16 protein-coding genes are annotated in these 14737 nt (G+C 55.4%); 6 read left to right on the top strand and 10 right to left on the bottom strand.

What is annotated here, in order from left to right; translation table 11 throughout:
• Positions 1-55 precede the first annotated feature (55 nt).
• Complete coding sequence (locus tag CQ041_RS26255; protein ID WP_146116089.1) at positions 56-766, bottom strand: hypothetical protein; 711 nt, start codon at positions 764-766, stop codon at positions 56-58.
• A gap of 643 nt (positions 767-1409) precedes the next feature.
• On the opposite strand from CQ041_RS26255, the gene CQ041_RS26660 reads away from it, so the two are divergent.
• Positions 1410-1730, top strand: a complete 321-nt coding sequence (locus CQ041_RS26660; RefSeq protein WP_242461034.1) for a hypothetical protein — start codon at positions 1410-1412, stop codon at positions 1728-1730.
• 735 nt (positions 1731-2465) lie between these two features.
• Positions 2466-3473, top strand: a complete 1008-nt coding sequence (locus tag CQ041_RS23920) for a LysR family transcriptional regulator (protein ID WP_105524825.1) — start codon at positions 2466-2468, stop codon at positions 3471-3473.
• Here CQ041_RS23920 and CQ041_RS23915 read toward each other — a convergent pair.
• Positions 3470-3931 (bottom strand): Rid family hydrolase, encoded by a 462-nt coding sequence (locus CQ041_RS23915; protein WP_105524826.1) that lies wholly within the window; start codon positions 3929-3931, stop codon positions 3470-3472. The genes CQ041_RS23920 and CQ041_RS23915 overlap by 4 nt on opposite strands.
• Before the next feature lie 215 nt (positions 3932-4146).
• On the opposite strand from CQ041_RS23915, the gene CQ041_RS23910 reads away from it, so the two are divergent.
• The gene (locus CQ041_RS23910; protein WP_105524827.1) at positions 4147-4539 is read left to right on the top strand and encodes an AraC family transcriptional regulator; all 393 of its coding nucleotides are present in this window, start codon (positions 4147-4149) and stop codon (positions 4537-4539) included.
• Positions 4540-4795: 256 nt separating this feature from the next.
• Here the strand turns inward: CQ041_RS23910 and CQ041_RS23905 are convergent, their stop codons facing one another.
• Entirely contained in the window at positions 4796-5629 is an 834-nt protein-coding gene (locus CQ041_RS23905) for a hypothetical protein (RefSeq protein WP_105524828.1), read from the bottom strand.
• 269 nt (positions 5630-5898) lie between these two features.
• Positions 5899-6477 (bottom strand): hypothetical protein, encoded by a 579-nt coding sequence (locus CQ041_RS23900; protein WP_105524829.1) that lies wholly within the window; start codon positions 6475-6477, stop codon positions 5899-5901.
• A gap of 115 nt (positions 6478-6592) precedes the next feature.
• Here CQ041_RS23900 and CQ041_RS23895 point away from each other — a divergent pair, with 115 nt between their 5' ends.
• Entirely contained in the window at positions 6593-7627 is a 1035-nt protein-coding gene (locus tag CQ041_RS23895; protein WP_105524830.1) for a phospholipase D family protein, read from the top strand.
• Between the two features lie 442 nt (positions 7628-8069).
• Here CQ041_RS23895 and CQ041_RS23890 read toward each other — a convergent pair whose 3' ends face one another.
• From CQ041_RS23890 to CQ041_RS23880, 3 genes are all read right to left on the bottom strand, one after another.
• Entirely contained in the window at positions 8070-8663 is a 594-nt protein-coding gene (locus CQ041_RS23890; protein WP_105524831.1) for a hypothetical protein, read from the bottom strand.
• Complete coding sequence (locus CQ041_RS23885) at positions 8660-9232, bottom strand: RNA polymerase sigma factor (protein WP_105524832.1); 573 nt, start codon at positions 9230-9232, stop codon at positions 8660-8662. Before CQ041_RS23885 ends, CQ041_RS23890 begins: the two co-directional genes overlap by 4 nt.
• Before the next feature lie 138 nt (positions 9233-9370).
• The gene (locus CQ041_RS23880) at positions 9371-10999 is read right to left on the bottom strand and encodes a VWA domain-containing protein (RefSeq protein WP_105524833.1); all 1629 of its coding nucleotides are present in this window, start codon (positions 10997-10999) and stop codon (positions 9371-9373) included.
• A 134-nt stretch (positions 11000-11133) separates the two neighbouring features.
• On the opposite strand from CQ041_RS23880, the gene CQ041_RS23875 reads away from it, so the two are divergent.
• Together CQ041_RS23875 and CQ041_RS23870 are read left to right on the top strand one after the other, a co-directional pair.
• Positions 11134-11745, top strand: a complete 612-nt coding sequence (locus tag CQ041_RS23875) for a hypothetical protein (RefSeq protein ID WP_105524834.1) — start codon at positions 11134-11136, stop codon at positions 11743-11745.
• Positions 11746-11762: 17 nt separating this feature from the next.
• Complete coding sequence (locus CQ041_RS23870; protein ID WP_105524835.1) at positions 11763-12350, top strand: hypothetical protein; 588 nt, start codon at positions 11763-11765, stop codon at positions 12348-12350.
• Between the two features lie 131 nt (positions 12351-12481).
• On the opposite strand, the gene lepB is transcribed toward CQ041_RS23870, so the two are convergent.
• The 3 genes from lepB to pgaD all read right to left on the bottom strand — a co-directional run bounded on the left by lepB (position 12482) and on the right by pgaD (position 14737).
• Complete coding sequence (lepB, locus tag CQ041_RS23865) at positions 12482-13270, bottom strand: signal peptidase I (RefSeq protein ID WP_105524836.1); 789 nt, start codon at positions 13268-13270, stop codon at positions 12482-12484.
• A gap of 118 nt (positions 13271-13388) precedes the next feature.
• The gene (locus CQ041_RS23860; RefSeq protein WP_240995336.1) at positions 13389-13970 is read right to left on the bottom strand and encodes a hypothetical protein; all 582 of its coding nucleotides are present in this window, start codon (positions 13968-13970) and stop codon (positions 13389-13391) included.
• Between the two features lie 284 nt (positions 13971-14254).
• Positions 14255-14737 carry a poly-beta-1,6-N-acetyl-D-glucosamine biosynthesis protein PgaD gene (gene pgaD / locus CQ041_RS23855; RefSeq protein WP_105524837.1) on the bottom strand — a complete coding sequence of 161 codons (483 nt, stop codon included), beginning with the start codon at positions 14735-14737 and terminating at the stop codon, positions 14255-14257.

Genomic DNA, 14737 nt, shown 5'->3' with positions numbered 1-14737 from the left:
ATCAGCTGTCACCGGTAGAGTTTGAAAAGCGTTACGCAGCGAGCCTGGAGAGTGTCTAGAAAACCCGGGGCGATTCAAAAAGGCAATGCACGCTTTCCATTTTTCTTTCGTTATTTCTTTCATCACCGAACTCATAGGCATATCTAGCAAATATGCCCTGGCGGTCGATGAGGATACTGTTTTCATCGACCTGATGATCGATGTTTTTCTTCAAAATATCTTCAATTATTCGAGCTCTGGGATTTCTATGACGAGTTAAGGCCTCAACAGCCACCACATCCGAAATAGAAGCTTCACCTAGGCTCTTTTCATAAACTGCCACTGGATAAACTTTTGGAGAAAAACTTTTATAATCAGACCTTCCGTGTCCGAAGCAAATCACAGAACAAACAGCTTTAACTAGATTGTGAAGCCCCGGATGAGACTCCATATCTTGCAGTACTAGAAGGCTGGTAGCGACTCCTTCACGCTGTACAATCAACTTAGAAACCAGTAAAACAACAACCCTGGCTGAGTAAGTATGTATATTTATATTAATTGCTTCTGGCGCGCCAGAACCATTGTCATATTTAAGGGGGAATTTTTTCCCTGAGAAGCCATTGTCGCGCATGGCTGGCTTAATGGCATTATAAAAAACTATCGTTGGATCTAAGGACTTAGGTGCTATCGGAAAAAATGAAACCCCGCCCATCTTTCTGACAAACATTTTTCCTTGTAGCACATTAAAAAGGCTACAGCTACTTGTATACTCAATGCCGTTTTGCATAGGTTCAACAAGCACCTTCCAAGACAGATGTACCTTAGAAATAAGTCATACCTTCTAAAAAATGGGTCAGGGGGGGAGGACTCGAACCACCTTCTAAGAAACGCCCAGCATACGCTTGCGTCCCCCCGATTTTGCGACGCAGTTTACATGCATTTTGCCAACGAAAGCGAAGTGCTTCTGAGCACAGGAATCGCATTTGACCTTCAGGTTGCGGAAACGACCTAAAAATGCGGAAACGATCACCACCATACAGGGGCTTTCGCTGCGTCCGAGCTACGCCAGTGAGCGAGCCCTGCCATATAATCCGCACCTTTCCATAATCAGGTAAGTGCCAATGAGGGTTGTCGCTGTAGTTGTCGGGGTTCTCGTTCTCTGTGCCTTGTCAGCATTTGCTGGGCTGACAGCTGGTATAAACCTAAACCCGCAGTCAACAGTGCGATTCGTTCCAGACTGGGGAAGTGTTGGGGATTGGGTGTCGGGAGTGGGCGCGCTGTTGGCGGTTATCGCTAGCCTGTACATGGTACAACGAAGCGAGAGATTCCAGCTGGCCAGAGACAGTGAGCAGGTTATGTTGACCCAAGAGCCAAGTATGGCATGGCTCACGCTCCACATAGCATGCAAGGGACTGAGGAGCTGCACGGTAATGGACCTCAGAATAGGTCACGGTGGAAAATGTAGCTCATTGAAGCATGCGCTTTCGGATCGGAACAGAGGGGTATTTCCAGCCCGTCTTGAGCCGGGAGAGATGGTCCAACTGGATTGGAGTGGTAGAGATCTCATCCCAACGCTACAGACAATTTGTCATCTTGGTCTGAAGAATACCGAAGGGCTGTATTTTGAAGTTGTGACCGGCATTTCCGTGCATCGTTTTGGCCTCGACACCATGACACTCGAAGAACTGCAAACCGGGGCCGACGCCTTCGACGTATCCCTTACAAAGCGCGAAGACGGACTACCATTTTGAGAGTCTCATAAACAGGAGGAGGCTTACCAAAATCAACCCGAGCCGTGGTTCGAGCATGGGCTCATAACAGAGCTGACCTGGCACGCCTATACGGCCTCATTGGGGAACAAATCGATCGACTCCACATTTGTACAGGTGACATCCACATAGGGGAAACATACGACCACGGATGTGTGACGGAATCACCGGTGGAGTCGCAGGCCTCTATACAGATATGGAATCAATCGTAATGTTCGGCGAGAATTCCCGCATGTGCTGTGCCTTCATAGATCAGCGCGTGGTTCGTTACTTTTCAAATCGACGTGATTGGATAGACCAGTTACCAGCGGAAATTGAAACATGGCGGGCGCGCTTCGCTCACAAGGAAATTGTCTTCGAAATATTCAAATTGGATGAAGAGATGTAGCCGTTCAGGGCGCTTTCGGACGGCTTAGGATGGCTGACTTACGTCGGAAGCGGCCAAGGATTGAGCATCCGCAATTGGCCGACTGCGGCCCATCGTGACAGGCAGCATTCGGCCAAAAGCGGACGTTCGACTGATTAGAATGAAGTGATTAAAGCTGCACGACTAAGTTGGTCAGGGGAAATGGTAAAGGCTTAATGCTCGCCCGAACGACTGACGCCACCCTATCTAACCCGAACATCCTGGCCGGTTGCTCGGGTCGAGTCCGCTTGTGCACTTGACTCCTTGGTTCGCCTCCAGCCATTTCGTATGATGAGCAACCTTAGTTTGGGATGCTTGGCGTGAAACCAACATCAAAAAAAGCTTCAATCAATCCGCCCGTACCAATCGGCGTCACCCAGAATTTAAGCGATGCTGTAAGTCAGCTTTCTTGGGACGACTTGCGAATCATCAAAACGCTAAGCGAATGCGGTAATAGAGCAACGACTGCAAAGAGGTTGGGGATCAATGTATCCACCGTATCGCGTCGTGTGGCTCACGTGGAAAAGACACTTGGGGTCGCTTTATTTGACCACCGCCGCTCTGGGTACATGCTGACGCCCGAAGGTATTGAATTAAGAGCGCTCGCCGAACGCGTCGAGCTTGATATCGTCAGCGTTACACGTCGGGTTTCTCGGGCAGGTCAAGGGCTGCTTGGAAAGCTTAGGATCACTACCAGCGACTCCCTGCTGCTGTATTTTCTCACGCCGATCATCGCCGACTTCAAGGCACTTAATGAAGGAATTGCCATCGAGGTTCTGGTTGGCAACGAGACGTTAAGTCTGGCTCGCGATGAATCTGACGTAGCGGTGAGAGCGACCAAAAAACCTGCCGAAAGTCTAGTCGGGCGCAAGCTCGCTTCGATCGCATGGGCGCCTTATGGCAGCATAAAACAAGCGACTAGTGCCCCGTTCGCAGAAGGCCAACCGTGGGTGTCCTATTCCGCAGGATTATGTGGACTGAAGGCCAAAAGCTACGTCGAAGACAGAGTCAGCGCCGACTGTATTTCTTATCGTACGGACTCAGTCGCGGCCGCGAGCGTCGCCATTGCGGCAGGACTTGGTTATGGGTTTCTTCCGTGCATGCTGGGTGACATTACGCCTGGGTTAACACGCGTAGGGCCAGTTGTGCGCGAGCTACAGGACGAGCTCTGGCTGCTTACGCATCAGGACATTCGAAACTCATGGAGAGTCAAAGCATTCATGACTTTTTGTGCAGCAGCCGTAGCGCATCAAAAGCCTTTGATCGAAGGGCAGCTGAATCTCCCGGTTGCGCAGGGCGAAACCGGGAGCGTCTCTTAGTCGGCGCTAGATCCGATGACAGCCTTGCAGACAATTTCAATCAGCTGTGAACGTTGAGCCAACCTGGATACACCGATGATATTGCTCGCGCACTGGGGCCGCTCAGTGCGATATGCGGCTTTGCGCACATCACCTACCACGGCGAATGCCGCGTCCATATCCAAGACGTAGAGCGTTTCTTCGACGACATCATTAAGGGTTGCTCCATAGAGCGCGAGCAACTTGGCGATGTTGTCGTAGGAGACGCGCATCTGCTCTCCTATCGATGAGAAATCGCTCGGTTTGCCCTCGCTATTCAGGGGCGCGGGAGCAACGAGATTACCCTCCTCATCGTGGTTGAACTGACCCGAGATATAGATCTCGTTTCCAACTTTTCTGGCCTGGGGGTAGCCGTAGCCCTCCTCCCATGAGACTCCCCAGTAAGCGGTGTTTTTGCCGTGCGGTTGTGAAGCAGCCATTGCTTTCTCCTTGCAGATGACGGATCGAATGACGTCGATTCGAGTTGTCGGGAAGCAGAGGCTAGCACTGGAAACACTATTGAAAATGCGCAATTTTGCGCCTCCATCAGCGCAAAATTGCGCCCCCATCTCGACGCGACTTCCGTTAAATTTTTCCCAATCGACTGACCGCTGGATTGAGCTGATCAACCGGCTACTGGGAAAAAGGAATCAGGATGAAAAAGGAAACATGCGCGTCCTCACTTAAGGATTTGGCTAAACAAACCGGACATTTGAAACCTTGGCAGATCCAGCGCGCCAAGCAGGTGATGCTCGATAACTTGGACGCAGGTATCTCCGTGGCAGCTATCTCACAAGCGTGTGCGCTATCGCGCAGCCATTTCACCCGTCAGTTTAAAAGAAGCACTCTCGTCTCACCCAAAGAATGGATGCGAGAGCAGCGGATTTTGAGGGGCAAGCAGCTACTTCAGACGTCGAGATTGCTACTTGCGGACATTGCACTGGAGTGTGGCTTCTTTGACCAGTCACACTTCTGTCGAACATTCGTGCGAACCGAAGGTGTAACTCCGCGGGCTTGGAAACAGAACAATCAATCGCCTGCGCTGTGACTTGATGAGCTGGATAGCGGAGCTAAGTCGTACCTGGAGGCTTAACCCTAGGAGGCGACGCATGGGAACGGCGCCTCGGTCGCATTACGGTAAACACACAATCATCGCCCGCTAGTGGCCGTTAACGGTCGAGTGCGAGCGTCTGCTTTTGGCCGATTGCTGCCGGTGACGATCGACTGAAAACAGCCAAAAGCGGATTGCCCTATTAATAAATCCGTCCCCTTTGTGTCCAAACCACAAGTCAAATCTCTGCGCTTTACTGTAATTTTTCTGGGCCAAAAGTACCGGTTATTTTCCAAACAGTAGATTGATGCTCTTCAAATTTTCCGCCCAAATCTAATCCGGTGCCCTTTATGGTGGCTTTAAAACCAGCATTCAGCCCGTAATCGTCCGAGTACGTTAGTGACAGATTGAAATTCCTTAATCCGTTGTTTACGCGAGCGGTAGCAACAGTCTGCCAAAGAGCTTCGTGAGGATACCAAGTCAAATTCTCAGGGATTGATGGATTGTCATGCCCTGTCAATTTTGCGTCAAAAATAATTGTGGAGTTCTCTGCTCTATTTTTTCCGACGCCAATCGAAGCAGAATCTCCAGCCGGGGTTGTAACGCCGAGACCTGCTGAAAACTCTTGATCCCAGCCGCTGACATGCTCAACCTTAATTTCATTAGCGCCTAGGCTCGATAGAAGCGTTATCATTTCCGCAAACTTATGCTCGAACGCCTGACGGTGGAACGAGCTAGCGGTGTAGTACATCAGATGATTTGCCGGATGTTGAGCGTAAACAACATTTTCTCGCGGATGACCTGGCGGGAAAATAAGATTCATTTTCTTAGATTCGGAATAGCTAAGAGTGGTGAGATCAGCCCCTTTATCTAGAGCATCCATAATCGTTTTAATCAGTTCTACGGCTTGCTTGCCGAGAGTAATGGCAAACGGTTCACCATAAAAAGAGAAGACTGAATTAGCGATTTTTTTTACGAAGCTCTCTTCAGGTGCTACTGGTGCCATCTGGACTTCGCGCATTGCTTCAGCTGTTTTATCCGGGACCACGACAATGAGTCTATGGCCAATCTCGTAGCTGTCATCCATGAGAATTTCGATACTCTAATTAGATTGATAAGTGGTGGTTTTCAAAGCCTACTAGATTCGGAAAGGAACTCCAACTGTAGCTGGTTTATTTTCCCCTGATATACGCGCTGATATGCCCCTGACAACGATGATGATTTGAGCCAACGCTCTCAGCTTTGGAGACGAGCGATCCTAAGCGAAGGGCCGCTTCTGGCCGAGTGCAGCCTGTCGCGAATGGCCGCGACCGACCTAAAGCGGTCAATCAACCCCATCGCGTTACGTGAGGTGGATCAAAGCTTCTTGGCGGCCATCATGATCTTGTAATGGTGCTTCCATTCTTTTTCGATCATGAGGTTTTCAAAACCGCCGGTACGGAATAAGTCGAATGATGCGTTACCCAGACAGGCGGGCCAGTTTTCGAAGGTCACCTGTTTTGCTTCTCCCTCTGTCCAAATATCGACCAGTACGATGGCGTACCGGTGTTCTATTTTCAACTTGCCTAATCCTAGCTCCAGCGTGGCGTGATGGGCCTGATATGACATCCGCTGGATATCATGTGTGGTTTCGGCGACTTTTTTGTTGAGGTTGGAAAATCTCTTGGCTTCAATGAGAAAGCAGCTTTTCGTGGTGGGATCAAAAACGATTGCATCAAGGTGCAGTTTTTCCTCGGCGCTCAATGGGGCCTCAAACCACGCAAATGCGTCCTTGCCTAATTCATTCTCCAACGCCCTGACGAAATTATTGGTTAGGTTTCTCTCGGTGAAACCGGTGCTTTTATGCGCAGGGTAGTAGTTGTTCAGGATTTGGCGATATTTGCACATGGTTTGATCGAATGCTGCCATCAGCGCATTTTCAATTTCGCGAATCATTTTTTTCTACTCAACGCATTGTGGAATTGCTGCAACTCAAGTCTGAGAGTAATCATCACTTGTCCGCCGCTCGATTCCCATGATGCACCTCTGACTGCAAGGAAAGGAGTACTAGATGTTCATTGGTCCGGAGCAGTACCCAAAGGCTCTTCGCACGATGGTTGCCCATGAAGCTTCGTTGGACGTGGCTATAGCATTTTGGGGAGATGGCGCAGAGGCAACCATCCATCCTGACAAGGGAAAGCCGTTGAGAGTCATCTGCAATCTCAGAAGCGGTGGGACGAACCCTGCGGTGATCAAACTGCTGGTCGATCGAGCAAAGGCAATGGCTCATGTCCAGATCCGCCAGTGCGACAGGCTACACGCGAAACTCGTGGTAGGACCCACCTCGGCAATCATCGGCTCAGCAAACGTATCCGCGAATGGGTTGGGATTTGAAGGGGTTGAAGTTGCGCACTGGCTCGAAGCTGCTATTCAAACCGTCGACAGAGATGAAGTCGAGTCAGCACAGGAGTGGTTCAAGCGACTGTGGTTGTCGACCGACAGCAGGCCAATCACAGACCAGGACTTAGCCGACGCAACCGAGGCTTATGAGAAGAATCGGGATGGTCGCCCTGATTACAGCCGGAAGGGGCCGTTCGCTTTCGACAACTATTCAGTGGCCGATCTAGAAGGCCGGAACGCCTACGCCCTTTTGTACACTTCAAGACCTGGACCTGAGGCCGAAGCCCGGGCCAAGCAGCACGAAGACGAAGAGTTCATTGAGCATGGAAGTAACGGGCAGGGCGGTGAAGGCGTAGAGCGCTGGTCGTTTGAGACTTGGCCAGACACTCTCGACACTACAGAGAAGAATGAATACCTCTGCATTATCTGGAACGAGAACGGTGGGGTCGCCGTTGACGGTGCATGTCGTATGACAGGTACAAAACTAAATTTCATTTATGAGGAAAGCAATAAGGATGGTTGGGTCGATCTCGCCAAACCATTAACTACGTTGCTAGGTCGGCGGCTTCTCCAAGTGGATCGTCAGCGGATCGCGAAGTCAGTGAGGCCAAAGATCGAAGCGATTTGGAACGCTGCTGATGAGCTTGATCCCGATGCCAGGCGCATCCACCTTTCCGAGCTTAAACGAATCCTTCAAGCGCCATAAACATTCGTTAAGCGGCGAGGTCGGCTGAGGCTGGAGCCGATCATCGCTTTGCTCATGTAGGTGGAAAACTCCCTCCATGATTTCATTGAGGTCTCACTGCATCTGGCCGACGGCAGCGAGAGGCTGCTTTTGGCCGCTTACTGCCCTTCATTACTGACTGCTTAGGGTTTGCTCAGTCGAATAGATGCGTCGAGAGACTTACTTACTGATCGGAATGCCACAAATTTGCCACACTCGCCCCGCTAACCGGGGCGAAAACCCACTAATCCCAGCTACCACAACCCATTGATTCCCCAGCTAATCCCCGCTAACGTATTGATTCTAAACGCCGACTTTTAGGACTCCGAAGGCAGGGGTCGTGGGTTCGAATCCCGCCGGGTGCACCAGATACGATGAAAGAGCCCCAGGTCGAAAGGCCTGGGGCTTTTTTGTGGGTGCTGAATTAACGCTCCTGCAACGCCTCCAATCGCGTCGGCAAATCCTCCTCAGGAAAACGCTCATGCAACCTCAGCAGCTTTTCATCCGCCGCTCTACTCTCGCCCGCTTCCCGCAATCGCACAATCTCCTGCAACCCTTCCTCCAATGAAGGCAGCGCCACCGGCGCACGCTTGCTGAGTTTGGCGCTGGACTCATCCGCCATCGAACCCATGACCTGCGCGCTCTCGGCTTTGGGTGCTGCCGCCATTCGGGCCATGGGCGCGGGCGCCGGCATCGCGGGCGGGGGTGGGCTGGCGGCTTCCTGGTGCAATGCGGAGAACGTTGCGGTGGAGATTTCCGGCTGTGGCACGGGGGAGCGCATCACCACGCCGATCATCAGCGCCAACCCGGCGACAGTGGCAAACGCCATCTGCCAGCGCGGCCGCTGGCAGGCGTGCAGCCAGCGTTGCCACACGCTCGGCTGCGCAACCGGGGCTTCGCGACGGGCGGCGTTGAGGATGAAGGCGTCGAGGGACGCAGGCGGCTCGACGGGGCTGTGTTGACGATAATGCTGGAGCAGTTCGTCATCGGGATCGGGCGTGTTTCTGGAGTCGATCATGCGGGTATCTCCTCGGCCAGCAGGCGGCGCAGTTTCTGCTGGGCGTAACGCAGGCGGCTTTTTACGGTTTCCAGCGGGGCGCCGGTGAGTGCGGCGATTTGCGGCACTTCGAGTTCACCGTGCAGGCGTAACAGGAAGACTTCACGCTGGTCTTCGGGCAAGTCTTGCAGGGCGGCGTCGAGACGGGCCTGGTCGCGGCTCAGGCTCAACTGCTGCTCGGGGCCGGCGCTGTCGTCGGGCTGGGCGTGCAGTTGCTCGTCGTAGCTGTCGTGCAAGGGGTTGTGGACGCCGTGCCTGCGCCAGTGATCGATCAGCCGATTGCGGGCAATCTGGAACAGCCATGTACGAAAACTCGCCCGCCCCTGTGGCTGTGTGGCGCTGCGGATCAGGCTGAGCCAGGTTTCCTGATAGATTTCTTCGGCCAGTTCAGCTTTGTTGCTGAGGGACACGAGGAACCGGTACAGGCCCTGGCGGTGCCGGGCGTACAGGGCTTCGAACGCGGCACTGTCGCCGGCTCGGTAGCGGGCCAGCAGCGATTCGTCGCTGGGTGAGTCATCTGGGTCGGCCATGTGGGTGGCGGGCTCCTGGATCTGCTTGTGTGAGGGCGTTTGCTCCCGATGGCAGTGAGTCAGTCAGCTTATCTATAGCTGACCCACCTTCATCGGGGGCAAGCCCCCTCCCACGGGGGATCAACATTGTTTTCAGGGTCAGTGTTTGAGGCTTTGGGCCAGTTCTACGAGTTGTACGAATTCATTGCGCAACCCAAACGCGTCATCGCCTCGGGCCGAGCGGGCCAGTGCAGCGGTGTCGCGCAGGCTCATGCTGCCAGTGTAGCGGCCATCGCCCTTGAGCTGTTGGGCGAAGGCGGCGACGGCGGCGGCGAAGCGCAGGTCGTCGCTGGCCGGAGTGGATTGAGCGCTGATGGGACGTTCGATCAGCCGGCTTTCGCCACCCGCCGCCGGCTTGTAGCGCACGCGCAGCAGGGCCAGCTCGGAGGGTTTACCCTCGGATACCGGCGCCGGGGCGTAACGCAGCGGCTCCAGCCAACCCTTCTCGCCCTTCGGCACGATTTCGTACAAGGCCGTCACCGTGTGTCCTGCACCAATCTCGCCCGCATCAACCTTGTCGTTGTTGAAATCCTCACGCTTCAACGCGCGGTTTTCATAGCCGAGCAAGCGATATTCACTGACCTGCGCGGGGTTGAACTCCACCTGCAATTTCACATCGCGGGCGACCACCGTCAGAGTCGAGCTGAGTTGCTCTACCAGCACTTTGCGGGCTTCGCGCAGGGTGTCGATGTAGGCGTAGTTGCCGTCGCCGGCGTCGGCCAGTTGCTCCATCAGGTGTTCGTTGTAGTTATCCACACCGAAGCCCAGAGTCGTCAGCGATACGCCGCTTTTGCGTTGCTCCACGGCCATTTGCTTGAGGCTGTCAAAGTCGCTGATGCCCACGTTGAAGTCACCGTCGGTGGCCAGCAGGATGCGGTTGATGCCCTGGTCGATGAAGCCTTCGCGGGCCATCTGGTAGGCCAGTTCGATACCGGATGCACCGGCTGTGGAGCCGCCAGCGGTGAGCTGGTCGATGGCGTTGCGAATCGCTGCCTTGTCGCGGCCGGAGGTGGGTTTGAGCACGACCCGGGATTCTCCGGCGTAGACCACCAGCGAGACTCGGTCCTGGTCGCGCAGTTGATCCACCAGCAACTTGAGCGTGCTTTTCACCAGCGGCAACCCTTCGCGACGGTCCATGGAGCCGGACACGTCCACCAGGAACACCAGGTTGGCCGGCGCCAGGTCCGTTACCGCGCGGTCGGAGGCCTTGATGCCGATGCGCAGCAACTGGCTGCGCGGATTCCACGGTGTGGCCGCCAGTTCGGTGGTCACGCCAAACGGCGAGCCATCGGTGGGCAACGCGTAACGGTAGGGGAAGTAGTTGAGCATTTCCTCCAGTCGCACAGCGCCTTCGGGCGGCAGGCTGCCTTGGTTGAGGAAGCGTCTCACGTTGGCATAGCTGCCGGTGTCGACATCCACACTGAACGTAGAAACAGGGGTCTCGGCGACACGGTGCACCGGGTTGTCCGGCAGGTTTGCGTATTGCTCGCGGGGTTCGCTGCGATAGTCCATCGTCGCCGACTCTTGCAGGCGCATCGGTGCGGGCATCGCCGCGCGCTTGACCAGGGCACCCTGGGCCGGCGCGCTGTGCAGTTCAGCAACCGGTGGCGCTGCGGCCGGCGCCGCCGCATCGCGGGAAGAAGACAGCCCACATCCGGCCAGCGTCACCAGCAAGGTAACGGTAAAGCCTTGGGCCGCAGGACGCAGGAAGAACAGAGAACGGGACATGGGCTGAACCTCGTGATTGAATAGTGCGCTCACAAGGTCAGACGCAAGGTTCAGGGAGTTCGGGTTAAACCGCTCAAGTTCTGCATCGGCGAGTCGAGACACTGGCTTGATTGGTTCATTTATAGGGATATTTCGTGCTTAAAGTTCTGCTCCGGGCGACAGCCCTGCTTGCCGCGCTGTCGATGACCGGCTGCGTCTCCTACACCGTCTCCGGCCCAATCGGCGCCCCGCTCCATCCGGCCCCCACCAGCAGCCCGCGCACTGCGCAGCTTGCCGAAGTGACGGTAAATGCCGCCGACGTGAACGACGCCAACAAAACCGCCATCGGTCGCTCGCTCACGGTGCAGCTCGAGCAGTACGTGCGCAGTGCGGGCTATTTCAAGCAGGTCACTGAATTCCCGGTGCGCCTGGGTGAGCAGGACGTCACGCTCAAATTCAATATGACGTCTCTCAAGGGGCATCGCGCGCCCCACCCCGGTTACTTCCCCGGTGCACTGCTGACGCTGACGATCTGGATCTGGGTCAATGGCCCGATCTACGTGGACAGCTTTGACGTGGCCGGTGACCTGGTCATCGTCGACCGCAATGGCAAGGAACTGGCCAAGGCCAAGGAGTCGATCACCTTCGAACACAACGTCGGCCTCTACAGCGGCGAATATTGGGCACCTTCGATGGGCGGCCAACAGCTGACCAAGCTGGTCACGCAATTGCTGGATACCGCTACCGCCGAACTGGCCAAACCGTAACAACCCAGGAGCAACACATGAAAGGATTGATCAAGCACGGCCTGGTACTCGCCGCCGTCCTGCTGACCGGCTGCGTGTCCTACTCGCAACACGAACTGCCCGCCGTACAAACCTGGCCACCGACCGCCAACGCGCCGGCGCAAAAGCCAACGGCCTATGTGCGCACTACCGCGCTCAATCAGGTCAACGGTGGTGCGGACGTCCCGACCCCGGGCAAACCGGCAGCCCTGTGGCAACAGGCGGTGACAGACTCGTTTCGCCAGTCCAACCGCTTTTCGCGGGTGAGCGCCGACAAGGTCGAATCAGACCTCTACGTGGATGCCACGTTGCGCAACAACGAAGAATACAGCCCGGTTTCGGCGTTCATTACCGGCTTCACGTTCTTCATTATCCCGACCACCGCCAAGAACGTGTTCACCCTGGAAACGGTGTTCAAGGACAAGGACGGCAAGGAGTTGGGCCGGGTCAAGAAGAGTGAGTCGGTGCGCACCTGGATGCAGCTGGTGTTGATTGTCGGTATTCCGTTTCAGGCGGACGCGCGGGAAGTGGTCGAGGCGCTGACGCGCAGTACGCTGGATGAGGCGGTGCAGCGCAAGTTGCTGTAAGCCACTCGCCAGAACAATAGACATCAAAAATGTGCGAGGTGGCTTGCTCGCGATAGCAGTGGATCAGCGCATACATCTGCGACTGAACCACCGTCATCGGGGGCAAGCCCCCTCCCACATTGATACCGGTGTCAGGGAAAGGTCGTACCAATGCGTGCCCGCTCCTTGGAAAACCAGATCCCCGTCACCTTGCCCACCACATCCTCAACCGCCACTTGCCCCATAAAGCGGCTGTCATTGCTGTTGTAGCGGTTATCCCCCAACAGATAGACACGCCCTGGCTCGACCTTCACCGGCGCCAGCGTCATCGACGCCGGGCCTTCGACCCGATCTGCCGGGGCATGGAACAAGCCGAGGTTGTCGCCGTTGTGGATCAACTCGCCGTTGACGATGGCCAAGGTATCGCCTCCCACACCCGCCACGCGCTTGATCGCCTCGGTGCCGTTCCAGCGGTACACCACGATGTCCCCGACCTTTGGCGCACCCGCCTTGAGATCGGCCACGATGTAGTCGCCCACCGACACTGTCGGCGCCATTGAGCCCGTCGGAATGTAGTAGTTCTTGAACCCCATCAGCGGTGCTCGCAGCACTTCCAGCAACACAAAAGAAATCACGATCAGCACGCCTACATACAGCGCATGGAAACGCTTGCGCGGCACATTCGGCGGGCCGTTGTACCGACGGGCCAACACCGCCGACGCGATCGCCGATGCAAGCTTGACCGCAACAATAAACCCGAACAGAACGTACAGCCCGACAGGCGACGCGCTCAGGCCAAGCACACCGAGCAACACCACCCCGGTGTACAAAAAGGCTGCGACCCACATGGCCCATTTGATGCGGCCAACGTAGACCAGCCCCCAGCCCGCCACCAGGCAGGACATCAGGAAGGCTTGAACAGGGAGTTTTGTGTTTTTCATGAATCATCCTTGAAGATGCAAAAGGTGAAGGGCAGCATTGGCATACGCTCGGCCCTGAACTGTTCAAACTCAGCAATCCGTCGATTGCCGGTAGCGCGTCTGCCCCAGACCACACCACTTATTTTTGAGTGCTCAGGTTAACCGCGCAGCACTTCCACACAATCGCATAGGGCGGCTCATCATCCACATCGTCACGCGAACGAAAATGATAGGACGCGTCGGCGTTTTCCAGGCTCCGATGAATAAAAGCACCATCGGACATCACACGGTAGGAAGCATGCTCCATAACCCTCCCGACGGCCGCCAACGCACGTTTGATTTGACCGTAGGTTGGCGCGGCGTCGTCTGGCAGTAACTCAACCGGGGGCACGCCGATCGCGAAATCGTCGGCTTCGATGTCGAACGAATAAGCTCGTCGAAAGGCCGCCGCACTGACCGTCCAAAAAAATGAAACCAATGCCAGCCGCTTTTGCCCGTTCTCAATATGGATATCAGCCAGGCAATATTGAGTATCTGAAACTTTGTAGACACCCTCGTCGATGAGGGACAGTTCCTGCTCGGGCACGTCAAAGTCACTGCCTGCTTCACGTGCACGTAACACAGACCATTGAATCATCATCCGCCCTCTGCGCCCGGCATCATGGACGCCCCATTCAGATTGCGTGAAGGCAATAGTGTCGAACTGCAGGGGCGGCGGCACTGTTCAGTGCTCAAGTAAGCGAGCAGGAAAGTGCAGAGCACATGCCGGATCCGTGGCAGTAACAAAGACATACGGCCTGTGACTGGACGTATTCTTCCAACAAGCGGCTGCTGTTTTGGCAGCGATTCGTCGGATAACGTGTCAGATGCTGCTAGTTGGCCATCAAGTTAGTGGCCGAGACAGGTTAGTGCGGAAAAACTCAAAAAAGTTCGCGAAGGTTTTGCGAATGGGATCCCATGTGTGGGATGCAGGAGCCGGTTTGCCGGCTCCTGGAGGGAAGGGTATCAGCTGGCGTCTTTGTCTTGATCCTTGCCAGGTACCAGGGTGAGCCCTGGCTTTTCCACGTCGCGGGAGATGTGCGCCTTGACCTCAGCCACGCCGCCCTCCTCGTCGTTGTGGATCACCAGCACACCCGGCCGGCGCAGTTGCTCGAGGTCGCCTTCGGCCAGGCTGAAACTGTCGCTCATGTTCTTGTCCGTCAGGGCCTTGGCCTCGGCGCGGCGCCTCGCGAACTTGCGGCCCTTGCGTTGCTGGTAGCGCGCCCAGCTGACCAGGATCACCGCGTTGAACAAAGCAATCCACAGGTAGACCTGCAGCGTGTTCAGCGCTGCAAAGATCGGCGCTTCAATGCGCGGCCCACCGTGAGTATCGAGCATCGAGTTGATCCCGCGCGCCAGCAGCCAGACCAACCCGGCCCAGGCCATCAGGGTCAGCAGCACATCGATGATCCACATGATGGAACGTTGGCGAGTTCTGACCAGTTTCAT

The sequence above is a fragment of the Pseudomonas sp. MYb60 genome, from assembly GCF_002979555.1.
Taxonomy (GTDB): Bacteria; Pseudomonadota; Gammaproteobacteria; order Pseudomonadales; family Pseudomonadaceae; genus Aquipseudomonas.
The sequence above is the reverse complement of the archived record's forward strand: the minus strand, read 5'-3'. Positions and strand labels throughout refer to the sequence as shown.